The sequence below is a fragment of the Rouxiella chamberiensis genome, from assembly GCF_026967475.1.
Classification (GTDB): Bacteria; Pseudomonadota; Gammaproteobacteria; order Enterobacterales; family Enterobacteriaceae; genus Rouxiella; species Rouxiella chamberiensis.
The window spans coordinates 1,944,475-1,971,246 of sequence record NZ_CP114058.1; the positions used below are offsets into that span (position 1 = coordinate 1,944,475).

Annotated in this window: 17 protein-coding genes and 4 pseudogenes; 4 read left to right on the plus strand and 17 right to left on the minus strand. The window is 55.6% G+C overall.

Going from position 1 to position 26,772, the window contains the following annotated elements:
• The gene (locus O1V66_RS08925; RefSeq protein ID WP_045046740.1) at positions 1-549 is read left to right on the plus strand and encodes a biotin transporter BioY; all 549 of its coding nucleotides are present in this window, start codon (positions 1-3) and stop codon (positions 547-549) included.
• A 77-nt stretch (positions 550-626) separates the two neighbouring features.
• Here the strand turns inward: O1V66_RS08925 and O1V66_RS08930 are convergent, their stop codons facing one another.
• The gene (locus O1V66_RS08930; RefSeq protein ID WP_045046739.1) at positions 627-1,616 is read right to left on the minus strand and encodes a zinc-dependent alcohol dehydrogenase family protein; all 990 of its coding nucleotides are present in this window, start codon (positions 1,614-1,616) and stop codon (positions 627-629) included.
• 44 nt (positions 1,617-1,660) lie between these two features.
• On the opposite strand from O1V66_RS08930, the gene O1V66_RS08935 reads away from it, so the two are divergent.
• The 3 genes and pseudogenes from O1V66_RS08935 to O1V66_RS08945 all read left to right on the plus strand — a co-directional run bounded on the left by O1V66_RS08935 (position 1,661) and on the right by O1V66_RS08945 (position 4,801).
• A complete protein-coding gene (locus tag O1V66_RS08935) occupies positions 1,661-2,095 on the plus strand; it encodes an acyl-CoA thioesterase (RefSeq protein ID WP_045046738.1) in 435 nt (144 codons plus the stop codon).
• 3 nt (positions 2,096-2,098) lie between these two features.
• Positions 2,099-3,592: a class I adenylate-forming enzyme family protein gene (locus tag O1V66_RS08940; RefSeq protein ID WP_045046737.1), complete on the plus strand. Its 1,494-nt coding sequence runs from the start codon at positions 2,099-2,101 to the stop codon at positions 3,590-3,592.
• A pseudogene (locus O1V66_RS08945) lies at positions 3,579-4,801 on the plus strand (thiolase family protein). Before O1V66_RS08940 ends, O1V66_RS08945 begins: the two are co-directional and overlap by 14 nt.
• Before the next feature lie 9 nt (positions 4,802-4,810).
• Here the strand turns inward: O1V66_RS08945 and O1V66_RS08950 are convergent.
• The 16 genes and pseudogenes from O1V66_RS08950 to astA form a co-directional block, all read right to left on the minus strand.
• A complete protein-coding gene (locus tag O1V66_RS08950) occupies positions 4,811-5,695 on the minus strand; it encodes a LysR family transcriptional regulator (RefSeq protein ID WP_045046735.1) in 885 nt (294 codons plus the stop codon).
• A gap of 480 nt (positions 5,696-6,175) precedes the next feature.
• The gene (locus tag O1V66_RS08955; RefSeq protein ID WP_045046734.1) at positions 6,176-7,393 is read right to left on the minus strand and encodes an aminotransferase class I/II-fold pyridoxal phosphate-dependent enzyme; all 1,218 of its coding nucleotides are present in this window, start codon (positions 7,391-7,393) and stop codon (positions 6,176-6,178) included.
• A gap of 152 nt (positions 7,394-7,545) precedes the next feature.
• Positions 7,546-8,367, minus strand: a complete 822-nt coding sequence (locus O1V66_RS08960; protein WP_045046733.1) for a M55 family metallopeptidase — start codon at positions 8,365-8,367, stop codon at positions 7,546-7,548.
• Positions 8,364-9,446, minus strand: coding sequence for a P1 family peptidase (locus tag O1V66_RS08965; protein ID WP_414058449.1), 1,083 nt, complete (start codon positions 9,444-9,446; stop codon positions 8,364-8,366). The genes O1V66_RS08960 and O1V66_RS08965 overlap by 4 nt, the downstream gene beginning before the upstream one ends.
• Before the next feature lie 91 nt (positions 9,447-9,537).
• On the minus strand, positions 9,538-10,452 hold the full coding sequence (locus O1V66_RS08970; protein ID WP_045046731.1) for an ABC transporter permease subunit: 915 nt from the start codon (positions 10,450-10,452) through the stop codon (positions 9,538-9,540).
• Between the two features lie 8 nt (positions 10,453-10,460).
• Positions 10,461-11,382: pseudogene (locus O1V66_RS08975) on the minus strand (ABC transporter permease).
• 98 nt (positions 11,383-11,480) lie between these two features.
• Positions 11,481-13,025 (minus strand): glutathione ABC transporter substrate-binding protein, encoded by a 1,545-nt coding sequence (locus O1V66_RS08980; protein ID WP_045046729.1) that lies wholly within the window; start codon positions 13,023-13,025, stop codon positions 11,481-11,483.
• A gap of 53 nt (positions 13,026-13,078) precedes the next feature.
• Positions 13,079-14,932 carry an ABC transporter ATP-binding protein gene (locus O1V66_RS08985; RefSeq protein WP_045046888.1) on the minus strand — a complete coding sequence of 618 codons (1,854 nt, stop codon included), beginning with the start codon at positions 14,930-14,932 and terminating at the stop codon, positions 13,079-13,081.
• 122 nt (positions 14,933-15,054) lie between these two features.
• Complete coding sequence (gene dgcA, locus O1V66_RS08990) at positions 15,055-16,020, minus strand: N-acetyl-D-Glu racemase DgcA (protein WP_045046728.1); 966 nt, start codon at positions 16,018-16,020, stop codon at positions 15,055-15,057.
• On the minus strand, positions 16,017-17,030 hold the full coding sequence (dgcN, locus tag O1V66_RS08995) for an N-acetyltransferase DgcN (protein WP_045046727.1): 1,014 nt from the start codon (positions 17,028-17,030) through the stop codon (positions 16,017-16,019). The genes dgcA and dgcN overlap by 4 nt, the downstream gene beginning before the upstream one ends.
• A gap of 260 nt (positions 17,031-17,290) precedes the next feature.
• Positions 17,291-18,394, minus strand: a complete 1,104-nt coding sequence (locus O1V66_RS09000; protein WP_045046726.1) for a porin — start codon at positions 18,392-18,394, stop codon at positions 17,291-17,293.
• Positions 18,395-18,981: 587 nt separating this feature from the next.
• Positions 18,982-20,710: pseudogene (locus O1V66_RS09005) on the minus strand (ABC transporter ATP-binding protein).
• 279 nt (positions 20,711-20,989) lie between these two features.
• Positions 20,990-22,663 carry a chloride channel protein gene (locus O1V66_RS09010; RefSeq protein ID WP_269128267.1) on the minus strand — a complete coding sequence of 558 codons (1,674 nt, stop codon included), beginning with the start codon at positions 22,661-22,663 and terminating at the stop codon, positions 20,990-20,992.
• Between the two features lie 163 nt (positions 22,664-22,826).
• A pseudogene (gene astB, locus O1V66_RS09015) lies at positions 22,827-24,174 on the minus strand (N-succinylarginine dihydrolase).
• A gap of 26 nt (positions 24,175-24,200) precedes the next feature.
• Entirely contained in the window at positions 24,201-25,682 is a 1,482-nt protein-coding gene (gene astD / locus O1V66_RS09020) for a succinylglutamate-semialdehyde dehydrogenase (protein ID WP_045046722.1), read from the minus strand.
• Positions 25,679-26,752, minus strand: a complete 1,074-nt coding sequence (gene astA, locus O1V66_RS09025) for an arginine N-succinyltransferase (protein ID WP_045046721.1) — start codon at positions 26,750-26,752, stop codon at positions 25,679-25,681. Before astA ends, astD begins: the two co-directional genes overlap by 4 nt.
• Positions 26,753-26,772 lie beyond the last annotated feature (20 nt).

Consider the following 26,772-nt stretch of genomic DNA (forward strand, 5'->3'; position numbering starts at 1 on the left):
ATGTCGACGAAAGATATTGTCTATATTGCCTTATTCGCTGCAATCACGGCCGCGATGGGCCTGTTTCCGGCCTTCACATTGCCGATTATTGCCGTGCCGATTACCGCACAATCAATGGGGCCAATGCTGGCCGGTGCGATTGCCGGAGCAAAACGCGGCGCGCTGGCGATGGTGCTGTTTGACCTGCTGGTCATGGTGGGCTTGCCGCTGCTGGCCGGTGGACGCGGCGGTCTGGGTATTTTCATGGGCCCGAGTGGCGGATTTATCTTGGCATGGCCGATTGCCGCACTCGTGATAGGCTATTTGTATGAGAAGAATATCCGTTCATTGTCTGTCGCCAAAGAGGCGTTATTCATTACGCTTGGCGGTATCGTAATTATCTATTCTTCCGGCATTCCGTGGATTGCCGCCTTTGCTAAAATTACGTTGAGCCAGGCGGCAATAGGTGCGATGGGCTTTATTCCAGGCGATATTGTTAAAGTTATTCTTGCCGTGCTTATCGTCAGACCGGTTCGTAAAGCTTATCCGACCTTGACGGCGCGTAAATAACAAAAACCCTGTTGCTCAAATCATAAAAAAAGCGGCTCGTGGATGACGGCCGCTGTTTTATTGACGCATACTCTGTTTTATATTTCGATCAGAATCTTGCCTTTTAGTTCGCCGGAAAGTGCGGCGTCTATGGCATCGGCAATATTCTCGAGCCTGAATGCGGTGGCAATATCGGTGTGAACAATGCCATCACGAATCAACGCCATTACCTCATCGATTTTCCGCTGCACCACCGGTTTTTCCTGACTGTGGATCCACTGGCGGAGATGGAAATTCATAAAGCGAATATCGGGACGCGTACGCCAGAACTGCGGCGGCACGGGCTTTCCAGACAGTAATCCGTAATGAATAAACTGGCCGCCCGGAATCAAGACCTCGGCAAAGGTCAGCGACTCTTCACCGCCAATACAGTCGAAAATGGCGTCTACGCCGCCGCTGCGCTTGATGCGCTCCAGCGCCTGCGAATAATCTTGACCACCGGAATTTAAAACCGATTCAACCTGAAAATCGTCGAAAAGGGCAAGGTTTTCGGCTTTACGCACCACGGCAATCGGGGTAAGGCGCAGCGTATTGGCGATACGAATCAACATCTTGCCAATAGCGGAATTGGCCGCATTGATGAGAATACGTTGACCCGGCCTGAAATCCAGCGCTTCCGTTAACATCAGCAATGCCGTCATCGGATTGACATAGCTATTCACCGCCTGGCGGTCGCTGATAAAGTCCGGCAGCGTAAAACACCACTCGGGTCTGGTATCTTTGAAGGTCTGCCAGTTGCCCATGCTGCCGATAGGCAACACACGCTGGCCGACGGGAAGACGTGCGCCGTCCGGTGCCTGAATGATAGCGCCAACCCCTTCAAAACCCGGCACAAAGGGCACGGAAATCCGCGAGCGGTACGCGCCGGAAATAGTAATGATGTCTGAAGGATTAATGGTGGCATAGACCATTTTAACGCGGGCATCGCCTGCCGCGAGGGGCGGCAACGGCAGTTGCTCAAGCTGTACCACGTCCTGAATTGGCCCGAACTCTCTGACTATTGCTCTGGTGAGCGCTTTATCTTTCATGTAACATTTTCTTCAGAGAAAACCGCTAAGGGGTATGAGTTTTAATGAGTCAACATCATGAGATCGATGCGTTTCGAGTGTCAATGCGAGATATTGATCTCAATGGTCACGTGCATAATTCCGTGTATCTGGATTACTTCGAAGATGCGGTCGTCAATCAATTACGCGCCTATGACCTGCTCCCGTATTTCCGACCGGCAACGTCCGGCGTATCCTACCATGTCAAAAAATGCGAGGCAATTTTTCTCCACCCGTTGACGGTCGACGATATGATAATTCCGGCTGTCTTTATCGAGAAGCTCGGAAATAGCAGTTTAATCTTTAATATCAAATTGGAAATTAAAGATAAAAAGGTTATTTGCGCCGAAGGGAAACTGGTTTGGGTGTGTGTAAATATTGATGATAATAAACCGCGTCCTATTCCTGAAGAAACACGTGAACGGCTAACCGCTAATTTCTCGTTTATCGAGGCGGTATAATTTATGCCGGTTCATGACAAGGTCAAACAGCACGCTGAAACGCAGGGTTCGCGTATTGCCATTAATATGGAGGGGCAAACGCTGAACTGGCAACAGTTGTGGCAGCAATCACTCTCGATTTTCTGCGCAATTAATGACGTTCTGCCCGTTTCGCCCGAGCCAAAGGCGTCAGTGATCGCCGTTGCGTTGGGCAACGATTTGGCATTTGCTCCGGCCTGGTTGGCGGCGACCGCCAATACCTACACGTGCGCGGTTATCGATCCGCACTTGCCGGGCGAACAGCTTTCGGATGTTTTTGGCCGTCTTTTGCCTGACCTCCTGCTGGTGAGAAGCTCCCAAACTTCCTTGATAACGCTGGCGAAAGCCCTGAATATTGCCGTGCTGGATGTCGATAATCTTTCGACCGAGGCAGATAACGCGGCGCGCCGGCAGTTTATTGCCCAGATGGATGCCGCCACGCCTTTTCTGGTCAACTTCACGTCGGGTACCACCAGCACGCCCAAGGCATTTAGCCGTTCTCGACACTCGTGGCGGGTGAGTTTTAGAAATGGCCGGCAGATTTTCGACCTGGCTTCCACGTCGTCCACCCTTTTTCCGGGTCCGCTATTTCATGGCATCGGGCTATATTGTCTCAATGAAGCGCTGGACGCCGGTCATACCTTCTATTGCATGCAGAAATGGGATGCCGCCACGGCGCTAGAACGGCTTGCCCGAGATGAAATTACTCGTCTGGTGCTGGTGCCAACGATGCTGAGCGCCTTCGCGCGGCTGGAAACGGCGAGCATCGGCACGGTCACGCATCTGCTTAGCGCAGGCGCAAAACTCGAGATGAATCATTTTCGTCAGGCCCGAGAGATATTTCCGCACGCAAAGATTCAGGAATATTATGGCGCGTCTGAACTCGGCTTTATTGCCGTGTCTTCATTGACCGACCAAAATGTCGATGCGCAAATAGCGACCGTCGGCCTGCCCTTTCCCGAAGTCAGTTGGTCTATTCACGACCGCGAGGGAAACCTTTTGCCAAACGGTACGCCAGGCACGATATTTCTGCAAAGTGAACAGGTCTGCTCGGGTTATTTATGGGGCGATGATGGCCAGGCGTTTTGCAATAAACCCTGGGGATCGACGGTCCATGATATGGGGTATATTGACGATGCCGGCCGCCTTGTGGTGATTGGCCGCAGTGGGGACATGATAGTCAGCGGGGGCAATAATATTTACCTCTCGGAAGTGGAATCTGTTATCAAATCGCTGGCCGGAATCACTGAAGCCGCGGTGCTGGCAATTGACGACGATTATCGTGGCAAGACACTGGTAGCCTTTATTGAAAGCCCGTCTCTCGACGTGGCGCAATTACCTGCGTTGTGTCTGGCGCGGCTCGCCAAATATAAATTACCTTCCCGCTTTATCCCCCTCACGCAGTGGCCGTTGACGCCAAGCGGGAAAATCAAACGCGCCGTGCTCGGGCAGAGGTTCATCAATCATGAATTCGAATGACGTTCCACTCTATTATCAGCCAGAAGACGATCAGCAACCCGTCATCGTCAAGGCCTACCGCACGGCCATCGGCAAGGCCTACGGCATGTATGCCACGGTCAGTATGGAGGCGCTGCTCGCGCCGCTGTTTACCAGAATACTGGATGAATCCCGTGTAGAGGCGGCACACATCGATGAAGTGATTATCGGCAATGCCACCGGCGGCGGCGGAAACATCGCCCGCCTGGCGGCGCTGCATGCCGGATTGCCGGTTTCCGTGCCCGCCGTAACACTCGACCGTCAATGTGGTTCGGGACTTGAGGCAATGATTCATGCCTGCCGTCTGGTTCAGGCCGGAGCCGGTGACTGTTATCTGGCCGGAGGCGTCGAGAGTGTCAGTACCGCGCCGTGGCGGGTCGAAAAACCGCACAGCCTGAAACAGATGCCGCGTTTTTATGCCCGTGCGCGTTTTTCTCCTGACGAAATCGGCGATCCGGATATGGGATTCGCCGCCGAGAATGTCGCGCGGCAGGGCAATATCTCGCGAGAAAGGCAGGATCTTTTTGCTTTGCGCAGCCACCAGCGCGCATTGGCAGCCCGTGACAAAGGGCTGTTCGACGACGAAATAGTCAGCGTTTTGGTCGAGGGCAAAACCGTGAAGATAGACGAGTGTCCGCGCCCGACCATTTCCCTTGCCGGACTCGAAAAACTGAACCCCGTGTTTTCAGTCGATGGGAGTGTGACGGCCGGAAACTGCTGCCCGGTCAACGACGGTGCCTCGCTGCTCCTGGTGTTAAGCCGCAAAAAGGCGCGGAACTCGGCTTCACGCGCGGGTTGCTGTTTGTCGATGCCAGCAGCGCGGGTGTCGATCCCAACTATCTGGGCCTGGGTCCGGTGCCGTCGACGCAAAAATTATTGTCTCGACAGAAGGCGCTCACGCTGGATGATGTGGGCACCATTGAATTCAACGAAGCCTTTGCCGCGCAGGTGCTGGGGTCTGTCGACCAGCTTGGCCTGGACGAACAGCGCATCAATTTACAGGGTGGCGCCATCGCGTTGGGCCATCCGTATGGTGCCTCGGGCGGCATCATGGTGACGCGGCTTTTCAGTCAGTTGATAAGACAGCAAACGGCGGCGCAGAATCAGCAACACTCCCCGTTTGCCATGGCGATGCTGGGCATTGCGGGCGGTCTGGGGCTGACCGCGCTGTTCAAAGCCACGCAGATTTAAACCTTGCCATCAATTTCCCTGTAATTCCCACAGCTTGTGGCGAATTAGCTGCTGCAACCCCAGCGCGACCTGCGACTGGGGTTGGTCACGGCGACTGAGTAAAATCACGTCAAAAGGCAGCGGTTCAATCACCGGCACAATCTTCAACTGATGGAGATAGCGGCGGGCAGTAAAGGTATCTACGACCCCCACGCCGCCACCGGCCAGCACCATATCGGCAATAACCGAATAGGTCTTGATGTGCAGCGAGGCGCGCGGAGTAAGTCCCTGCTCACGTAACACGCGATTCAACACCTGTCCGAGGGGATCCTGCTGTTGCAGCATCAGCAGATTGTTTTCACTCAACCACTGTAGGGAAACCGGGCCGTCTATCGGGCAATCCAGGGGCAGCAGCGCAACCATATTGGCGGTGAAAAGGGTTTCGGATACCAGTTCGGCCGAAACCTGCTCGCCAAACGCCAGCGCGAAATCCATTTTATACTGCAACAGATCCTGACTTAACGTATTAAAATGTCCGGTCACCAGTTCGACCGTACCTGCCGGTGTTTTTTTATGGAAATCAACCAGTACCGGGGCCATCACGCTGTGTCCGAGCGCGTGCGCCGAACCGATTCTTACGTGTTGACCCTCGCCCTGACGCAACTGCTCCGCCAGAAAACCAATGGCCTGAATATGGCTGAACAGCGCCTCGACTTCGGGCATCAGGCGGCGGCCTTCGGGCGTGATGATCAATCCCTGCGGCGTGCGGTCAAACAAATTAAACCCGAGTTGCTGCTCGGCATGATTCAACACGCGGCTGACGTTCGGCTGCGAAACATTCAGCAACCGTGCCGCGCCGCTGACACTCCCAGCCTGCAAAACCGCCTGAAATACCTCGATATGACGCAAACGCATACAGCTAGACTCCTGAAAACGACACTGGCCTCAAAGTTTGGGAAGACATCCTGACAGATTTTGATAAATCTGGCTTTGCCAAATTAACAGTAGATTTGCTTTATCGATAAAACACGCTGTCTGTATTTCAGGCATTGACCCTTGATACAATAGATTGATAATTCATTGATAAATGATGAATTATTTCAACAATTAATCAAGGAACGAACATGCTGCTTACAGAACTTTGGAAGTGGTCAATGATTCTCTCTGTTTTCTGCAATCACTGATTAACTATGGTTTTAGGTTGTTTCATGAAAATGAAGCAGTGACGCATGCAAATATTCAGGCGGATGACGCGTGACGAAATGCGCGCCGTCATGTTGTCGAATGCCAAAGTTTCAATGTCTGAAAAATAACGAGTGATCTCACCTGAACTCATTGGTGAAGAAAAACCAGTAAAAAGCGAGGAGAACTCCCCTCGCGTTTATCTGCCCTTCCCTAACCAAGTTTTGCGCAGGCGGCGGCGATGCGTTTTCCGGCTTCTTCGACGGTGGCGTTATCGGTTGCAATCGACAGGCGGAAATACGGCGACAGGCCATAGGTGCTGCCACCGACGCCAGAGACGCCGTTTTCCAGCAGATAGGCCACGACATCGGCTTCGGTCGTTAACGTCTGTCCATCCGGGCGCTGGCGTCCAAGCAGTCCGCCACAGTGGCAAAAGACGAAAAATGCGCCCTGCGGTGATGCGAGTGCCAATCCCTCCACCTGCGACAAAGCCTCGACCAGCACGTCACGACGATACTGATAGGCCGCCACCTGCGGCTTGATAAACGCTACGCCGCCATCGAAAGCTGCGACCGCCGCAGCCTGGCTGACCGAACTGGCACCCGAGGTATTTTGCAGTTGCGCCAGCGCCATGGCGGTAGTCAATGCTCTGGGTCCGGCACCGTAGCCGACTCGCCAACCGGTCATGGCGTAGGTTTTCGACGCCCCGCCCACCAGGAGCGTGCGAGCACGTAAGTCGGCGGCGATATTCAACAGGCTCACATGCTGGCGTTCATCGAACAGTACATGTTCATAAAGCTCGTCAAGCATCAGCCAGACATGCGGATGACGGCGAAGCACCTGCGCCAGTGCGGCAAGTTCGCTGGCGTCGTACACCGCTCCGCTTGGGTTGCTCGGGTTGTTCAGCACAAGCCAGCGGGTCAGCGGCGTGATGGCCTGCTCAAGCTGTTCGGGCGTCAGCTTGAATTGCTGCTCCAGTGGACACGAGAGAAACACGGGTTTGCCGCCGTTGAAGCGCACGTTATCTGGAAAACTCGGCCAATAAGGCACCGGAATCAACACTTCATCGCCATGATTCAAGGTCGCGGTAAAGGCGTTGAAGATAATCTGCTTGGCCCCGTTGGAAATGACTATCTCGTCGGCGTCATAATCAAGGTTGTTCTCGCGGCGTAATTTTCGCTGCACCGCTTCGCGCAATGCCTTGGTGCCGGAGGCAGACGTGTAGCGCGTTTCGCCGCGTTCGATAGCGGCATAGGCAGCCTGCTTGATATGCTCGGGAGTCTGGAAATCAGGCTCGCCCGTGGTCATATCGAGGATATCGACACCGGCCTCTTTCAGACTGTCGGTAAGCTGTTTCGCCTTGGCAATACCCGATACCGTGACGCGCTGAATACGCTCGGATAACACCAGCGCAGGATTTTCGCTACTCATGATTGCTCCTAGGGGTTGTCACTTGTCGCCGATGCATGCACGCATTCCAGCGCCTGAAAAACTCTCAACATGCTACGAGAAAAAACCGATTTCTCAAGGGATTACTGGCTAATCCAATGCTTAAATCCTCATTAGATTAGCCATAAAACGTATTACTTTTGCGTCGAGGCAAGATAGGAAAACGCACCCAGCAGACTGATAATTCCGGCCATGGTAGAACTGGAAAAGCCGACGGTGACCGCGTCAAGGCGCGTGACGCCCGGCACCATGCAAAACAGGTCGGCGAGAACGGGTTTGAGTACCATCAACTCGAGCTTATAGGGGCAGCCGAAGCGGCGTTCGATGTGATTCGGCGCGGCTTTAACACTCTGCGCCGCACGTTCGCGGAGTTTTTCCTGCGCGGCCTGCGGGCTTATCGATTCGGCGGCATGGGCCGAAATGGCGCGCTTTACGCAGACGTACTCTACCTGCGGATAGCGGCGATTCACCCACGCCTGCAAACAGTCGTCGCCCGTGACCAGCCACAGCGGCACGTTGCATTCGGCTCCCAGTGCGGCATACAAATCGGTTTCGGCCATGACGCTGCCATTGATTTTCACCCGATAAAACGCGCTGCCATTAATGGTGTGCGCCAACACGCCGTGCTCTCCTGCGGCACTGTGAAAGCCGACAAACATCATGCCGTCATAGGGCTGGTTCTGTAACCCCTCGAGCATCGACAGCGCCCGAGGTTTACCCTGCACCAGCCGCGCTCGCGGGTCGATATTGGCCGCACGCAGATTTTTCATCATCGCATGGCTGTCGGCGACGACTACTTCCGTCGCGCCGCCGTCGAAAGCGCCTGCAATAGCGGCATTCACTTCCTGCTCCATCAATCCTCGCGCCGTTTCATACTCGACGTTGCCCGGACTGCACTGCTCGGGGCGCATAACGCCCGCGATGCCTTCAATGTCGGCAGAGATAAAGACTTTCATTTCGAATTCTCAAGGGAGGTGTCAAAAGGTTGGCGAGCGGACAACTCATCCAGCACGCTGGACAGGCCAAGCCGATAATGTTGCTGGAAACCGACCACCGTCTCGGCGGTCAGCATGGCATCGAGCACGGCGTGTTCCGTGGAATCGGCGGCCATGGCCAGCAGGGATTCCAGCTCGTCGTCGGGCAGGCGCGGTTCCTCCCGTCGAGTAGAAAACGCCACGGCAATGTCGCCCGAGCCGTGGCCCCAGTAGCTGCCAAGGCGGCCGAGTCCGGCGCCTGCACGACGGGCAATACGGGTTAACTGACGACTGTCGAGATACGCATCGCAGGCCATGATGATGATGATGGAACCGGCATCCACCTGCGGAGCCAGTTCCGGCAGCAGACTTTCGATTTCACCGCCGATACGGACACCGTCCAGCGTCAGTTCAGACAGCACGCCAAAGTTTGCCAGCACCAGCACGCCGAGGGTGATACCACGTTTTTCGTCAACGCGCGACGCGGTGCCGACGCCGCCTTTCAGCCCGAAACAGCTCATGCCGCGCCCTGCCCCAACGCTGCCGCGGGCAAACTGCGGCGCAGCAGCGGTCAAGGCATCGTGCGCATGGGATTCGCTGATAGCCATGGCCTGAATATCGTTAAGAAAGGCGTCGTTGCACTCCAGCACCAGCGGATTTATCGTTGCGCTGCCGCGCCCTATCTGCGGAAAATCCATGCAGCTTTTTCGCACCATGGCATTGAACAAGGTGCCGACCGCAAAGGTGTTGCCCAGCAGGATGGGCGTTTGCAGCTCGCCCAACTCCATGACCTGGACCAGCCCGACAGGTTTGGCAAAGCCGTTGAGCACCGCCGCGCCGCAGGGCAAGGGATGGGTATAGAGCGCGTCGCCCGGCGGAACAATGGCCGTCACGCCGGTCTGAATCTCGCCCTCGTCAAGCGTGCTGTGTCCGACCTTAATCCCTGCCACGTCGCCAAGACTGTTGGTCGCCCCCATCGCAAAACGCGGGGTAAAAATCTGCCGCTGCTGCTGCCAGCGGGTCAACAGTGCGCGCACGCCCTGCCGGGTGAAATCAGTCATGTTCATTTTCTTCCATCAATCCAGTCACCTGCGTCAGGCATCTTGCGCGAGATGCCGCCACGACGCCGGCGGCATCAATGACAACGATGATTTATTTTTTCAACTTGGGGTCGAGCGTATCGCGTAATGCATCGCCGAGCAGGTTGAAAGCCAGTACAGTCAGGAAAATCGCCAGTCCGGGGAAGACGCTGACGTTCCATTTGCCTGCCATCATCATATTGCGGCTCATCGCCAGAATATTGCCCCACTCAGGGACGTCCGGCTCCGGCCCCAGGCCGATGAAACTCAGGCTGGCGGCGGTCAGAATGCTGGTGCCGATACGCATGGTGAAGTAGACGATCACGTTCGACAGTGTGCCCGGCAGAATATGGCGCAGCAGCACCACTCGATCGGGTGCGCCGACACAGCGCACCGCCTCGACATAGGCGCTTTGCTTGATAGACAGCGTCGAGGCGCGCACGATGCGGGCAAATACCGGCACACTGAAAACCGCCACGGCAATAATCACGTTATTCAGGCCGGGGCCGAGAATGGCAACCACGGCAATTGCCAGCATCACGCCCGGAAAGGCGAACAGCACATCGGATCCGCGCATGATAAGCATATCCAGCCATTTGCCGTAATAACCGGCCAGCAGACCCAGAAAAACGCCGAGGATCATGCCAAGCGTGACGGAAAGCAGGCCGACATACAGCGAAATGCGCGCGCCGAAAATGATGCGGCTGAGCACGTCGCGCCCCAGATCGTCTGTTCCGAACCAGTGTGCCGAAGACGGACCCGCGCCGAGCGCCATCCAGTCGGGCACCTGGGGGTCATAGGGCGCAATCCATGGCGCAAGCACCGCCACCATAATCAGCAGCAGAATGAAAATCGATGAAACGACCGCCATGGGATGACGAATAAATGACTGGAAAAAATCCAGCCACGGCGAACGGATATCCTCCGCCGCCTTGCTCACGACCGCAACGGGTTCCTGTTGCGGCAAGGTATTCACAGGCTGAACCATAGTGACTCCTAATTCAGTCGAATCGCAGGATTGACCACGGCGTACAGCAGGTCAACCAGCGTATTGATAAGGATGAACTCGAAGACAAACAGCATCACCAGCGCCTGAATCACTGGCTGGTCCTGCGTTTGAATCGACTGAATCAGCAACCAGCCCAGACCCGGCCAGCTAAACACCGCTTCGACGATAATCGAGCCGCCGAGCAGAAATCCGAACTGCAAACCCAGCATGGTGATCACCGGAATAAGCGCATTGCGCATGATGTGTTTCCAGGTGACCAGCCGCGCGCGCAGCCCTTTGGCATTGGCGGTGCGCACATAATCTTCCTGCGCCACGTCGAGGAAGGCGGAACGTGTAAAGCGCGCCATCACCGCAGCCACGGAGGAGCCGAGCGTAATGGCAGGCAGGATGATGTCGCTGGGCTTGTTGAATCCACTGACGGAAAAAATACCAAACGGCATGGCAACAAACTGAATCAGCAGCAATCCGAGCCAGAACCGGCGGCATGGAAATGCCGCCAATCGCAAAGCTCATCAGGGTCCAGTCCTGCCATTTTCCGCGTTTCAGCGCCGACCAGACGCCAATTACCAATCCCAGCACCACGGACCAGGCGAACCCGGCCATCGCCAGATACAGCGTCGGCATGAAACCGGCTTCAATAACACTGACGACCGGCTGACGCGTGCGGTAGGTGGTGCCTAAATCTCCTTTGAAGACCCCTGTAATCCAGTGCCAATACTGGGCGGGAAGAGGATCGTTCAAACCAAGCAGTTGCCGCGCTGACTCTACCTGCTCGAGAGACGCATCCTGACCGGCATAGATACGCGCAGGGTCACCCGGCAGCAGCTTGATAAAAGCAAATATCAGTAATGACACCACCAGCAAAACCGGGATCATTTCCAGTATCCGGCGGAAAAAATATGTCAGCATAAAATCCTGTACCCCGAAGACAAAATGGGTTTAACCAAAGACGGCAAGACGGCGGGCCGTGGTGACGGCCCGCCGTATAAAGACACGTGTTGAATCAACTACTTGAACTGAGCCTGATTGAACAAAAGCGTACCGTCGGCCAGCATAAAGACGCCGGAGAGATCTCTGGTCTTGCCAACCAGATTGTCCGGTGAGCCAAGGAATGCCACAGGCGCATCGGCCCACAGCAGTTTCTGGGCATCGTCATAGGCGGCTTTACGTTTGTCCATGTCGGCGGTTTGCAGCGCGGCGCTGATGTCGGCATCCACCGCCTTGTTGCTGTAATAGGAGACGTTGTAACCTTTCGGAATAAAGGATTCGGTAGCAAACAGCGGACGCAGCGCCCAGTCGGCATCACCCGTCGACGTTGACCAGGCCCCGTAGTACATCTGCACCTTGGCATCGGCCGGATTCGGCGTGCTCCACAAGCGCTGGTTGATGCTGCCCGCGTCCATCGGCATCTGCTTGACGCGCACGCCAATCATGCCCAGTTGCTGCTTGATGAACTGACCGGTGCGGATACGGTCGGTTTTGTTCGAACTCCACATTTCTACCTCGAAACCGTTGGGATACCCCGCCTCTTTCAGCAACGCCTTCGCCTTGGCGATGTTGTAGCTGTAATCCGGCGTGGTTTGTTTCTGATAGAACTGGACGTTTTTCGGCAGCGGCGAGGTCGAGGCTTCGCCCAGACCGGCAAAGCCGACTTTGAGCCAGATGTTGCGGTCGATGGCGTAGTTGATTGCCTGACGCACGCGGACATCTTTGAATTCCTTCATCTGCGTGTTGAACGCGATGTAATAAAGGTAGATGCCAGGGTCGCGCTGAATATCCAGCTTGGGATCGTTTTTCACGGTATCGACCAGATCCGACGGTAGCGGATAGACGGCCTGTACCGCGCCGGATTTCAGCTTGGCAACCTGCGTGGAGTCTTCCGGCGTAGGATAGAAGGTGATGGAATCGACCTTCGGCCAGCCTTTCTGCCAATAGTTGTCGTATTTAACCAGTTTAACGTCTTTGCCCTGCTGCCATTCAACGAATTTGAACGGACCGGTTCCGACCGGATGCACACTGAGATCGGCCTCTTTCGGATAGGCTTTCAGCGACGCCGGGCTGTGCATCACTGCCGACGGGTGCGCGAGGGTGTTTATCATCGCGCCAAACGGTTTGTTCAGGGTGATTTTCACCTGATACGGCGCGGTAACGTCAACGGATTTGATCATGCTGAACAAGCCGTTACGCTTGAGGTGATTCTCGGGATTGGCCAGACGTTCGAGGTTGATTTTAACCGCATCGGCATTGAACGGCGTACCGTCCTGGAAGGTGACGCCCTGACGCAGATTCACGGTAAATTCGGTAGCCGTGTCGTTGCTGGTGTAATCGGTGGCCAGCACCGGAATCACCTTCATCTTGTTGTCGAATTCGAAAAGACGCTGGAAAATACCCGTCTGCACCGAATAGCTCAACGTATCGGTGGTATCGTGCGGGTCAAAGCCGGTGACATCGGCATACATCGAGATGCTGAGATCTTTGGCAAAGGCCGAGGTCGCAAAGCACAGCGTCAAGCTGGCGGCCAGTAATGTCTTGCGATTTAACATCGAATGCATGTACTTCTCCTGTGAATGTCCCGGAAATGTCGATTGAAAATCAATGGCTTTGTTTAGTTATAGGCAACCCAGTGGTGGTCGGAAACCTGACGGTATTTCACTTTTTCGACTTGCAGTCCGGCCGGGTGCACCGGCGATTTCACTTCGCTGTCATCGAAATCGCGCACGGCGCGTTTCAGCGGATCGGCGACCGGCACGGACTTGAGCAAGCGCTGGGTATAAGGGTGCTGCGGATTGCTGAAAATGGCATCACGCGGGCCAATCTCGACAATTTGTCCGAGATACATCACCGCGACGCGGTTGGCGATACGTTCCACCACCGCCATGTCGTGGGAAATAAACAGCCACGCCACGCCGGTGTCGCGCTGTAGATCCATCATCAGATTCACGACCTGCGCCTGAATCGATACGTCGAGCGCCGAGACGGCCTCGTCGGCGATAATCACCTGCGGTTGCAGCGCCATCGCGCGCGCAATGGCGATTCGCTGACGTTGGCCGCCGGAAAATTCGTGCGGATAACGGCGCGCCACGGCGGGATCCAGGCCTACGCTGTTCAGCAGCTTGTTCACGGTTGGCGTCGCGTCGGCCAGCGATTTGGCAAGCCCGTGCAGCAGCAGGGGTTCGGCAATGGAAAAACCGACCGTCAGGCGCGGATTCAAGGAGGCGTAGGGGTCCTGAAACACCATCTGAATCTGCCGACGCACCGCCTGAAACGGCGTATCGCGCAGCAGGGTAATTTCCTGACCTTCCAGATGAATGCTTTCCGATTCGCTGCCGACCAGACGCAGAATGGCGCGCCCGGTGGTCGATTTCCCGCAGCCGCTTTCGCCAACCAGCGCCAGCGTTTCGCCGGGCCAGATAGAGAAATCGATTTGTTCCACCGCGTGCACTTCCTGCGTCACGCGCGACAAGATACCGGAGCGAAGGGGATAGCAGACCCGCAACCCGCGCACGTCTAGCAACGGCGGTTTACTGTAGTCGGCGGTAGTTTGGTCGTCGGCGGCCAGCGCTTGCGCGACCACGGGCAGAGCGGCCCCTTCTCGTTGAATCAGCGGGAAACGGCGCGGCCATTGAAGCCCCTGCATATCGCCAAGCTTCGGCACCGCCGCCAGGAGCGCACGGGTATAAGGATGCTGCGCGTGGGCAAAAATCTGTTCAACGCTGCCCTCTTCCACCACTTCGCCGTGATACATCACCACCACGCGATCGGCGATTTCGGCCACTACGCCCATATCGTGGGTGATAAACAGCACCGCCATATCGGACCCGCGCTGTAAATCGCGCAAGATTTGTAAAATGCGCGCCTGCACGGTGACGTCGAGCGCCGTCGTCGGCTCATCGGCAATCAGCAGGGCCGGATCGCAGGCCAGCGCCTGGGCAATCATCACGCGCTGGCGCATGCCGCCCGAAAGCTCATGCGGATAGCATTTCAGAATGCGCTCCACATCCGGAATTCGCACCTGTTTCAGCAATTGACGCGCCTTGTTCAGCGCCTCGGATTTGGTGCCGATACCGTGGTCGATCAGGCCTTCGGTCAGCTGATCGCCTACGCGCAGCACGGGGTTCAGCGAGGTCATCGGCTCCTGGAATATCATCGACATTTCCTGACCGCGCAGTGTGCGGCGTGCGTCAGGCCCCATCTTTTCCAGCGCATGTTTTACGCCGCTGCGGGTCGTAAAATCGATACTGCCGCCGTCGATTTTTGCCGAATCGGCCAGCAATCCCATGATACTCAATGAAGTGACGGACTTGCCGGAGCCGCTTTCGCCCACCACGGCGACCACTTCACCTTTATTAATAGAAAAGGAGACGCCTTTGAGCGCCCGGGTTTTGCCCTGACGGCCAGCAAAGCTGACTGATAAATCCTTTACCTGCAAAATGGGCCGGTTGCGGCTTTCCGACAGCATGGGGTCGGCAGACTCGATTACGGGCGCCTCACTCACGGGCATTTCAGTCATCAAAAGCGTGCTCCTTTAATCAGTGTTTCAATAAATGGACAAATTTTTCGTGCCAGACTTACGGCAACGCGTTAAAGCCAGACTTCACCCTGTGTGTAACGCAAGGCCGGTTGATGGTCGGCCGCAAGCCAGATGGGGCCGTCGAGATCGACACGTTCAGCCTGTACCGCCACCGGCAGCGCGGCTTCCATCGCGAGTGATGAACCCAGCATGCAGCCGACCATCAGACGCAGGCCCAATGCTTTGGCTTCAGCGGCCATCGCCAGCGCCTCCGTCAATCCGCCGCACTTGTCGAGCTTGATGTTGATCATCTCGTAGCGGTCGCGCAGCCCGGCGATATCGGCACGGACATGACAGCTTTCATCGGCGCAGACAGGGATAGGATGCAAACAACGCACCAAGTCTTTGTCTTTACCCGCAGGTAAGGGTTGTTCAATCATCGCGATGTTGTATTCGTGCAGCGCCTCGAACAGACTTTCAAGGTCGAGGCCGCCCCAGGCTTCGTTGGCATCGATGACCAGAGTAGCCAGCGGCGCAGCGAGACGGATAGCGGCGACTTTCTCGATAATCAGCTCGCGATCGAGCTTGATTTTCAGCAGTTTTGCCCCGCGTGCGACGGCGTTTTTGGCCGCGTTCGCCATGTTCTCGACACTGTCCAGACTCAGCGTTTCGGCGGTAATGACGCTTTTAGGTGCTTGCATTTCAAGCAGTTGCCAAACCGTCTTGCCCTGTTTTGCAGCATCGAGACGCCACATTGCACAATCCAGGGCATTTCGTGCAGAACCTGCCGGTAACGCACGTTGCAGCGCCTCGCGGTTCATACCGGCTTCGATGTGCGGGCGAACCCGTTCAAGTTGCTCACAGACGCTTTCGGCCGACTCCTGATAATGCGCAGTGGGGGTGCATTCACCCATCGCCTCGACGTTGCCGTCAATCAGCGTCACCCGCACGACCGTCACGGCCGTTCTTACGCCGCGAGAAATGGCAAATGGCCGAGCCAGTGGCAGCTCGACCGTCTGGACGTTCAGTTGAATCATAAGCCGCGATCCTTGATGGACTGCGCCAGTTCCTTGATGCCGAAACGCACGGGATCCGTCGCCGGCACCCCGAATTCGCGGCTGATTTCAGCAAGCGCGGCGCGTGCTTCGGCTTCACTGACACCGGAGGTATTCAGGGAGAAACCGGCAAGCTGTACGTCGGGGCTGGTCAGGCTTGCGGCTTGCAGGTTGATATCCACGCATTGTCTCAGCGTTGGCATTGGCTGATGCGGCAGATGGCGCATGTGAGGACGGCCCAGTTCATGACACATCACCAGCAGGTGCGCCTGTGCGCCGTGGATAAGACCCGTGCTGACGCCCGCGTAGGACGGGTGATACAGCGAACCCTGCCCTTCGATGATGTCCCAGTGGTCATCGTCGTTGGCCGGAGACAGCGCTTCGACCGCGCCGGAGATAAAATCGGCGATAACTGCATCGATGGCTATACCGTCACCCGCAATCAGCACGCCGGTCTGCCCGGTGGCGCGGAAGTCGGCCTTGATATCGAGTTCGCGCAGCGCGGACTCCAGCGCCAGCGAGGTATACATCTTGCCGACGGAACAGTCGGTGCCGACGGTCAGAATACGCTTGCCGCTGCGTTTTTTACCGCTGCCGACGTCCAGTTCCGGCGTCATGTGGCGTACGTCGAACAACTGGACATTGTGCTCGGCGGCCAGTTCGACCAGTTCCGGGATCTCGTTTAGCCCCTGATGCAGGCCATTGGCCACATTAAGACCGGCGCGAATAGCCGTTTTAACGGATTCGAGCCAGTGCGCGGGCAGTTTGCCTCCGGCATTGGCGGTGCCCAATACCATGGTTTTCGCTCCGCGCGCTTTCGCCGTCGCGATATCCATCTCTTCAAGGCCCAGAGAAACGGAATCGGTCGCCAGACGAATCTGGCCTACGCAGGAATCAGGACGCCAGACGTGGATCCCGCGCGCGGTTTTCGCGGCCAGGGGATCCATGACGTCACCTAAAAACAGCAGATATGGCATTGGGATTTGATGCATGAGTTTCTCTCGTCAATTGTTGTAGGGGTCGCAACGCAACGTTGCCTGACAACATGACTATTTCATGCGCGCACCCCGGCGGCGAATACTTGTTTAGCCACAGGGTATAACCTCAGGCTATAGGGTGAGGTTATTGAGTAACATCATGAACTGCGGGGATTTTTTTGCCATAAAAAAAGCAGAGCCGATGGCCCTGCCTTTGTGATTACCTTTTTCAGACACAGATAAGGGTAATACGTGGATACCGACGACTGCCGCTCTTAGAAACGGTAGGTCAGGCTCACAGTGGTGACGTCTTTCTTGTTGCCACCCAGCTTGCTGCTGTCGTTATCGCTCAAAGTATTGATCTTATAGTCAACATAGGTGTACATGTTTTTGTTGAAGTAGTAAGTCGCGCCGACAGACACGTACTGGTACAGGTAGGCATCACCCACACCTTCAACATCTTTCGCCTTGTTGGAAACATAAGCCAGTGAAGGACGCAGACCATTCAGGAACTGGTACTGGGCAACCGCTTCAAAAATCTGGGTTTTGTTGGCATAACCCGCTACGCCGTTGGCCGTAATGCTGGTCTGCTTGCGAGTCTCTTCGTACATCGCGCCCAGATAAATCTGGTTGGCATCATATTTCAGCGCCGCGGACCAGGCTGACGCCTCGTCACCGCCACCGATGGCGGCCGCAGACTGCGCGTTGGTGCGGTCTGAACGAGAACCTGCGATAACCGCGCTGATGCCGGTGTCGCCGATATTTTCATAGCTTAAGGATGCGCCGTAACCATCACCGTTTGAACGGCTGTTTGGACGTGACGTGCTGCTCGCGCTGGTCGCTTCGTTTTTACCTTGGTACTGCAAGGCAAAGTTCAGGCCTTCAACCAGACCGAAGAGGTTCTTGTTACGGTAAGTCGCCAGACCTGTAGAGCGCCCAACCATGAAGTTGTCGGTGTTGGCCGAGTCACCGCCGTATTCCGGCAGCATGTCGGTGTAGCCGATGGCGTCATAGACTACGCCATAGTTGCGGCCGTAATCGATGGAACCGTATTTCGAGAACTTCAGACCGGCAAAACCAAGACGGGTTTTATTGCCGCTAAGGGCGTCTGACCCTTCGGAGTTATTCAGGTTGTTTTGATATTCCCACTGACCATAACCCGTCAGCGTATCATTGATTTTGGTCAGGCCTTTGAAGCCCAGACGCATATAAGAACCGTCACCGTTGTTGCTGGTGCCGTTGCTGAAATAGTGTTTACCATTTACGCGGCCATACAGATCCAGCTGGTTACCGTCTTTGTTATAAATCTCTGCGGCATTGGCACCAGTGGTTACAACAATTAAGGAGACCGCTACGGCCAAAACACTGCGCTTCATCATTATTTGAGTTCCTAGAATGCTTATTATTGAGTTTTCCCATGCCAAATTTTAAATATCGGGCTGTGAGTTTCTTAATATTTATAATTGCTGCTATCTGTAAAACGAATCGAACAGTAGCACTAAGCACGAAAAGTTAAAATGAAAAAGTTCGGCGCGATTAGTTAAAATATCGAAAGCAGTTGTAACTTAATATTTCAAAAAGCAGTTTGTAACCCACTGATTTTATGCGTTTTTTGCATAACGCATTGCACCAAAACGGTGCATGCGGTCCATTTGGTGCAACTTCCTTAAAGAAATGTGTTTTTAATGTGCTATAGATCCCCTTTTTTAAAGCTTTTTTCCGTTAACAATCATTAAATAAATTAAATGCGAAATAGCGCCCATGCCTTTAAAAAGTGCATAGCAGGGTAACTATTTTTATCTCGACTGGTTATTTTATGAATAATACGGGCAAGGTATTCGAATATTACGCTAAAGGATATTTGGCCTAAATTTCCGTTAATCATTTCTTTAAGCCAAATATCGATTTTTATAAAACAAGAATAGTCACGGCAGGAATTAAATTGGACATTTTAGGTATGCGGAAATTAGCTTCTGCTGCCCTCTCTAACTGTCAGGCGATACAAATCGGCATAACGCCCACCTTTGATAATCAGCTCGTCGAGGTTGCCCTCTTCGATAATGCCTTCTTTATCGACGACCACAATGCGGTCGGCATTCTGAATGGTGGCGAGACGATGGGCGATAACCAGCGTAGTTCTCGCCCTGCGACAGCTCGGCCAGCGACTGTTGAATCGCCTGCTCGGTCGCCGTGTCCAGCGCAGAGGTGGCTTCGTCGAGGATCAAAATGGGAGGATTCATCAGAAAGATGCGCGCAATCGACAGGCGCTGTTTCTGACCGCCGCTCAGCTTCACGCCGCGCTCGCCAATGAGGGTGTCCATTCCCTGCGGCAGTTCGGCAATCATGTCGTTGAGCTTGGCACGACGTGCTGCGAGCCAAACGTCTTCTTCGGTGGCATCGAGTCGGCCATAAAGGATATTTTCGCGGATAGTGCCGCCAAACAGAAAGACGTCCTGCTGGACGATACCGATATGATGGCGCAGCGAGCGCTGGGTCATCTCGCGGATGTCGATGCCATCGATGGTTATCGCTCCGCTGTCGATGTCATAGAAACGCGGTAACAGGGAACATAGCGTCGTTTTACCCGCGCCGGAAGGACCCACAAAGGCCAGCGTTTCGCCTGCCTTGATAGCCAGATTCACGCCATTCAAGATTTTGCTGGCGGGGGTATAACCAAACACCACATCGCGATAGCAGATGTCGCCCTTTAGCGCACTGACATTGATAGCATCAGGTTTGTCGATGATATCGGGCGCGGTATCGATTAGCTGCGTAAAGCGTTTAAAACCGGCAATCCCTTTCGGATAACTTTCCATGACCGAGGTAATCTTGGCAACCGGGCGGAAGAAAACCTCCACCAGCAGCAGGAAACCGACAAAACCGCCGTAGCTTAACGTACCGTTCACCACGTACCAGGTTCCGGCAATCATCACCACCAACTGCACAAGACGAGTGCTCAAATAGCTCAGCGTGATACTTGCGGTCATGATGCGGTAGGCGCGAAGTTTGGTGACGCGATAATTATGGTTATCGCTGGCAAACAGTTTCTCTTCATGCTTTTCGTTGGCGAAGGCTTTGACCACCCGAATACCGCCAATGCTTTCTGCAACGCGTGCATTGAAATTGCCGACCTGACCAAACAAACGACGCCAGGTTTCCGTCATCTGCGCGCCATAACGCCCGACCAGCCACCCCATAAACGGCACAATGATAATCGTCATCAATGCCAGCTGTAGATGAACCGTCGCCATCAATATAAACGCGCCGATAAAGGTCATGATGGCAATAAAGAGGTCTTCCGGCCCGTGGTGCGCGACTTCGCCGACCTCTTCGAGATCCTTGGTGACGTGGGTAATGATATGACCGGTTTTAGTATTGTCGAAATAACGGAAAGAGAGTTTCTGCAAGTGATTAAACGCCTGCTCGCGCATGTCGGTTTCAATGCCGACGCCGAGCGCATGTCCCCAGTAGTTCACAATCGCCATCAGCGCCGTGTTGAGCAGATACACAAGCAGCAGCGCCACCGCCGCAACCAGGATCAGCACCCAGTCATGGGCGGGCAGGAGTTTGTCGATAAACAGTTTTACCGCCATCGGAAACCCCAGCTCCAGCAGTCCACCCAGAATGGCGCAGCCGAAATCGAGGTAAAAGAGTTTTTTATAAGGCGCGTAATAAGCAAAGAAACGGCGGAGCATCATGCATCCTCAATAGGGAAAATGAATTATTCGCCGCTATTGCCCCTTTTATAGCAAGGGGTTAGCGACGAACATTTATTAATCACCTTGAGAATACTCAATGATAACAGTTATCAACAGGCTTTTTTACCCAATGACCTGTGCAAAACGAGAATCCTGTCGCAAAAGGTCCGCCAAGGCGCTGGGTTGGGGAATCAGCGCCCCCCAATCTGGACGGGCATCGTTCATTTTATTTTCGAATATTCGGTTTTGCTTTCTGAAATCGGGTCGAGTTCGCCATTACAGGAAATCTTTCGCCTTGCTCAGCAGCGCCGCCTTGGTAATCACACCCAACAGGCGGCGGGAATCGGCATTCTCCAGCACAGGCATTCGTTCAAGCGGTGAGGCGCTAAAGACCGCCCACGCTTCTTCGAAGCTGGATTGCTGATACAGCACGGTAAACTCATGCTCGAGAAAGGCGTCTATCCCGCCCGATTTATCGAGCGTACCGTCGATGATGCCCGTCGCCAGCACATTGGTCGCGACTACGCCAAGAAAACGCTCGTCGCGGTCCACCACATAGACATAACGGGTGCGCTGCTTTAGCCCTTCGCTAACCACTTCCGCCAGCGTGGAATCGACATACATTTTGGAGCACGGACACATCAGCGACGCAACGGTGCTGTTTTCGAAATCACTCTTCGCCATATAGCGCGCATTGAGGCGTGTCAGGACCGGATATGTCCCGCTGGCCCTGAAGCGCGAGGCCACCACATAGGAGATGGCCGTCGCAAGCATCAGCGGAAACAGCAGCGAACTGTTCAGCGTCATTTCAAACGCCATCATGATGGACATTAACGGCGCGTGACTGGTGGCGGCAAGCAACGCACTCATGCCGATGGCCGCATACAGTCCCATCGGGCCTGGATCAAGCCCCAACCCCTGTAGACAGACACACACCAGCGCCCCGCCTGCCGCGCCAATCAGCAGCGAAGGTGTGAACAGCCCGCCAACCGCGCCTGAACCGACAGTTATCGCCGTCGCCACTATTTTCAACACCAGCAATAACCCAAGCGAAGTATGTAAATCGCCGTTGTTCAGGATAAGGTCAATCACTTCAAAACCGTTGCCCAGAACCAACGGGGAGATCATGGCGACCAGCCCGACGCCCAATCCCCCGAGGCCCAGCCGCATTGCCGGGTGAGTGATGGGTTTGAGGGTCTTGCGCACTTTATCTATCGAGGCAATAAACAGCGGCCCGAGAATGCCGGTGGCCGCGCCAATTGCCAGCACGGTAAAAATAGCGCCGGGCGTTGGACTAAAGTTGGCGGAAGCATAGAGATAAAGCGGGGCATAGTGAGTGAGCGATCGCACGGTTAACACCGCGACCGACGCCGAAATAAACAGCGGGATCAGCCGCTGGACCGCCGTAACCCCAAAGGCAATTTCGGCAACAAACAGTGCACCCGCAAAAGGGGCATGATAGACCGCCGCCAGCCCGCCTGCCGCCGCCATGGCGACAATATCGGATTGGTGCAGCGAGGTAAAACGGGTAAAGCGCCCAAGCAGGCTGCCGCTCAGCGCGGAAAGCTGCACCATCGCCCCTTCGCGACCGATGGAACCGCCGCTGGCGATGCTGGCAAGGGAAGACAGTGAACGAAGAAGTGTACTGACCACGGGGATCCCGGGCAGGCGTTGATCGATAACGTCGAGGTAGTCGGGCATTTTGCCGTGTCGCGCTTCGTAGCGCAGCGCCCAATGCAGAATGAAGCCCGCAACCACGCCGCCCACCGCGGTTATCAGCGGCCAGACGATCAGCGGGTATTCATTGAAGGCGCGCGTAATATCGCTGCCGTTATAAAACATCAGACCGTTGATGCCCCCGATGGCCAGCCGAAAACCGATGGTGACCAGCGCGGCAATGATCCCGGCGGGAATGGCGATCAGCAGGTTGACCCAATCGGATTTTTGCAACGCTTTAAAGCTCATTATTTCCCAAACCGTTGTTTATTCATGCGAGACGACGCGAAAGCAAATCATAGCATCAATTAAAATACGGGGAACATGCAAGTTTATGTAGGGGGGCGTATTGGCGAGTGTCGGGCAGAGAGACAGGCTCCCTGCCCTGTGGTGAAAATTATCCTTGCTGGAAAGGATAGATATTGCCCAGCTGCAAGATTTGCGTCAGTTCATCCAGCGCGTAACGCACCTCCAGCAACAGGTGGGGATCCACCAGATCCTCCTGCGTCATGCGGTCACGATAGTGTTTGTCTATCCACAGGTTTAGGCGCGCGAACAGCGTTTCGTCAATCAGGGAGCCGCGATTGACGGCAGCAAGTTCTGTGTCATTTAACGCGACACGCAGTCGAAGGCAGGCGGGGCCACCGCCGTTGCGCATACTTTCGCGTAAATCGAAGACCTGAATCTGATCGATAGGTCCGCCGCTGTCGCGCAGGTCCGACAGGTAATCCCACACCGCTGCATGCTGGCGCGACTCTTCGGGCACGACGATGGTCATTTTGCCGTCGGCTCGACTCAGCAACTGACTGTTGAACAGATAGGTGGCAACGGCGTCATCAAGGGTTACGCGCGCCTGCGGCACCTCGATGGGCTGGAACTCGCATTCCAGACGGGCCATCTTGCGACGGATTTCGTCGAAAGCGGCCTGTTGATTGACAAACGCCTGCTGATGATGGAACAACACCTGCCGATTGCTGACCGAAATCACGTCGTTATGAAACACGCCGTGATCAATTGCCTGCGGATTTTGCTGCACGAACCACGGTACGCTGCGCATCGAGTTGATGCAAACGGGCAACGGCGTCGCTGGCAAGTCGCGTCTGTCTTGCCGGATAACGCACCGGCTCGTTTTCACCGGCGATTAGGCCGTCGCGGCCATAGACGAAAACCTGCACACCGGGCTTATCGTAATCGCTGCCAAGACGGTTGTGATTTGCCGCGCCCTCATCGCCCAGACTGGCAACCTGAGGCAAGGCGTGATGATGCGCGAAATGCCGGTCATGATTAAATGTCGCGCGCAGTATGGCCGAAGTCGTCTCCGCTTCGATGGCACGGTGAAACTTGTTGTTCAGATTGGCCACGGTGAAATGGACGCGTCCGTCGGCGCTGTCGGCGGAAGGCGAAACGGTTGCCGCATTCGCGACCCACATGGCCGATGCCGAGCTTAATGACGACAAAAGCCTGGGCGAATAGGCGTTGGCCTGCGCCAGCACCTGAGCCTCGGTGCCGTGAAACCCCATTTGCCGTAATGTGGCAAGATGCGGTCTTTCATGAGGCGGCAGCACGCCCTGCTTGAAGCCGAGGTCGGCCAGCGCTTTCATTTTCAGCAGACCCTGCTTCGCCGCCAGTTTGGGGTTGGCGACGGCGCGCTGATTGCGCGTTGAGGCTTCGTTGCCGAAAGACAGGCCCGCATAGTGGTGTGTCAAACCGACCAGGCCATCAAAGTTGACTTCATATCCTGACATTATGTTCTCCTGACAAGGCCCGGCGCTTAACGTTGCGCGCCAAAATCGATACCCGGTGACAGCGCAGACGGCAGTTCAAGTTTGTCGCTTTCCAGCGACGCCATCGGCCACGCACAGTAATCGGCCGCATAAAACGCACTCGGACGATGATTGCCCGACGCGCCAATGCCGCCAAACGGCGCATTGCTCGACGCGCCCGTCAACGGCTTGTTCCAGTTGACGATACCGGCTCGCGCCTCCAGCAGCAGTTGGTCGAACTGTTCGCGCTCTGTGGAAATCAACCCGGCCGCCAGCCCAAAACGGGTTTGATTGGCGAGCGCGATGGCCTCATCGAAATCGCCATAGCGAATAATGCTTAACAAGGGGCCGAAATACTCTTCATCCGGCACGCCGGCAATGCCGGTAAGTTCGATGATGCCCGGCGTCAGCAGCGTGCTGTCGGCACTTGGGCGGGTCAGGGTCAGCAAAGACGTTGCGCCAAGGTTGAGCAGTGCATCCTGCGCCTTGAGCATGCCGCGTGCGGCCGCATCTGAGATAACGCCGCCCATGAACGGCTGCGGCTCATCGTCCCACGCGCCAACGCGCAGTGCGGCGGTCACCTCGACCAGTCGTTTAATGAATGCATCGCCCGCCTCGCCTTTTCTGACCAGCAGACGACGCGCACAGGTGCAGCGTTGTCCGGCCGAAATAAAGGCCGACTGCACGGTAAGATTGACCGCTGCATCGATATCGCTTACCGGCTCGACGATGAGTGCATTGTTGCCGCCCATCTCGAGCGCCAGAATTTTTTCAGGCTGACCGGCCAGTTGACGATGCAGTTGATAACCGGTGCCTGCGCTGCCGGTAAACAGCAGACCATCAATCTGTGATGACGCAGCCAGCGCTTCACCGGTCGAACGTCCGCCTTGCACCAGATTGATGACGCCCGCAGGCAGCCCGGCCTGCTCCCAGAGTTGAATCGTTGCCTCTGCCGTAATCGGCGTCAGCTCGCTGGGTTTGAAGACAATCGTGTTACCGGCCAGCAATGCGGGAACAATGTGGCCGTTAGGCAGGTGCCCCGGGAAATTGTACGGGCCAAAAACCGCCAGCACGCCGTGCGGACGATGGCGCAAAACAGCTTCGCCTTCGGGCATCGGCGTGTGTTTTTCGCCGGTACGTTGCTGATTGGCCTCGAGTGAGATGGCGATTTTACCGATCATCGCCTGCACTTCGGTCAGCGTTTCCCAGCGGGGTTTACTGGTTTCCTGACTGATGATTTCGGCAAGACGCGTCTTGTTTTCACCCAGCAGTGCGGCAAAGCGCTGAATAATTTCGGCTCTGGCACCGAGGTCAAAACGCGCCCAGGCTGGGAACGCGTGACGCGCCGACTCGCATGCCGACTCGACATCTTCGGGGCTGGCACTCATCGCCGCCCACAGTTTTTCATTGCTGACCGGGTTGGACTTCTCCAGCAGCACGCCTTGCCCGCTGCGCCACTGTCCGTGAATATAAAGGGCTGGATGGGTCATAATTCGCTCGCTTGTGAAAGTTGTCGGGTTGACGCGCTCTGGCCTGCTTCCGGAAACAGCGGCACCGCGCGAATGACATGCCCGGCCTTGATACCCAGCGCCTCGGCGGTGTGCGGGTCGAGAGTCAGCTGGCTCATATCGGCATGTCCGGTAACCAGTCCGGCACGAAAATCGGCATAGTTTTCATTGGCTACCAGATAACAGGTTTCATCATCCCGCGGTTCGGCGCGTTTGATGATGGCCTCGACCAATCGGCTCTCCCTGACGGCTCTCAGGCTGTCGACGTCGCCTTCAAGCGTAGGTCCGCCGTCAAAAATGTCGACGTAGCCCTGATAGCGCAGGCCTTCCGTTTCCAGAAGCGATCGCGCCGGGGCGGTCTGGGGATGAACCTCGCCGATAACGGCACGCGCTTCGAGGCTCAACAAATCGGTATAAAGAGGATGTTTGGGCATCAACTCGGCAATAAAGGATTTCTGCCCCAGACCGGTGAGACGGTCGGCTTCGGCAAACTCCATGCCGAAAAAGTGTTTCCCGAGGCTGTCCCAGAACGGCGAATGGCCTTTGTCATCGGAGACGCCGCGCATTTCGGCAATGACTTTCGCCGAAAATTTGTCGCGGAAGGCCGCCATAAACAGGAATCGCACTTTGGACAACAGCTGGCCGTTACGGCTATGACGAAAATCGGGGTCCAGGAACAAGGTGCAAAGCTCGCTGTATCCGGTGTGATCGTTGCTGAGGTACAGCGTGGGAACGGGCTTGTAAATGTTCAGGCTTTTCGAGGCGTGAACCAGCGTGCCCAAGCGGAAGTTGTACCACGGCTCGCTGAGGCCAACGGCCACTTCCAGCGCGCTGACACCGACGACCTTTTTCTGGCTCACATCTTCAAGCACAAAGAGATAGCCTTGCTCGGCCTTGTCTAACCGGCCTTCCCAGGTGGCGACGGAGCGCTCGATACGCGTACGCAAATGCGCCTCGTCTTTGGGTAGAGACGTCAAACCAATGCCGGTCTTGGCAGAAAGTTGCAGGATATCGGCGATATCGCCGAGCCGCACGGGACGAATCAACATCATGATGATTACCTCGCTTCTTC

Coding starts and splice junctions, on each gene's coding strand:
- O1V66_RS08960 (WP_045046733.1), bottom strand. CDS start 8,367: ATGAAAGTCTTTATCTCTGCCGACATTGAAGGCATCGCGGGCGTTATG.
- dgcA (WP_045046728.1), bottom strand. CDS start 16,020: ATGATTCAACTGAACGTCCAGACGGTCGAGCTGCCACTGGCTCGGCCA.
- O1V66_RS08980 (WP_045046729.1), bottom strand. CDS start 13,025: ATGCATTCGATGTTAAATCGCAAGACATTACTGGCCGCCAGCTTGACG.
- astD (WP_045046722.1), bottom strand. CDS start 25,682: ATGACCCATCCAGCCCTTTATATTCACGGACAGTGGCGCAGCGGGCAA.
- O1V66_RS08955 (WP_045046734.1), bottom strand. CDS start 7,393: ATGAGTAGCGAAAATCCTGCGCTGGTGTTATCCGAGCGTATTCAGCGC.
- O1V66_RS08965 (WP_414058449.1), bottom strand. CDS start 9,446: ATGACTGATTTCACCCGGCAGGGCGTGCGCGCACTGTTGACCCGCTGG.
- O1V66_RS08925 (WP_045046740.1), top strand. CDS start 1: ATGTCGACGAAAGATATTGTCTATATTGCCTTATTCGCTGCAATCACG.
- dgcN (WP_045046727.1), bottom strand. CDS start 17,030: ATGCATCAAATCCCAATGCCATATCTGCTGTTTTTAGGTGACGTCATG.
- O1V66_RS08970 (WP_045046731.1), bottom strand. CDS start 10,452: ATGGTTCAGCCTGTGAATACCTTGCCGCAACAGGAACCCGTTGCGGTC.
- O1V66_RS08950 (WP_045046735.1), bottom strand. CDS start 5,695: ATGCGTTTGCGTCATATCGAGGTATTTCAGGCGGTTTTGCAGGCTGGG.
- astA (WP_045046721.1), bottom strand. CDS start 26,752: ATGATGTTGATTCGTCCCGTGCGGCTCGGCGATATCGCCGATATCCTG.
- O1V66_RS09000 (WP_045046726.1), bottom strand. CDS start 18,394: ATGATGAAGCGCAGTGTTTTGGCCGTAGCGGTCTCCTTAATTGTTGTA.
- O1V66_RS08930 (WP_045046739.1), bottom strand. CDS start 1,616: ATGAAAGATAAAGCGCTCACCAGAGCAATAGTCAGAGAGTTCGGGCCA.
- O1V66_RS08940 (WP_045046737.1), top strand. CDS start 2,099: ATGCCGGTTCATGACAAGGTCAAACAGCACGCTGAAACGCAGGGTTCG.
- O1V66_RS08985 (WP_045046888.1), bottom strand. CDS start 14,932: ATGCTGTCGGAAAGCCGCAACCGGCCCATTTTGCAGGTAAAGGATTTA.
- O1V66_RS08935 (WP_045046738.1), top strand. CDS start 1,661: ATGAGTCAACATCATGAGATCGATGCGTTTCGAGTGTCAATGCGAGAT.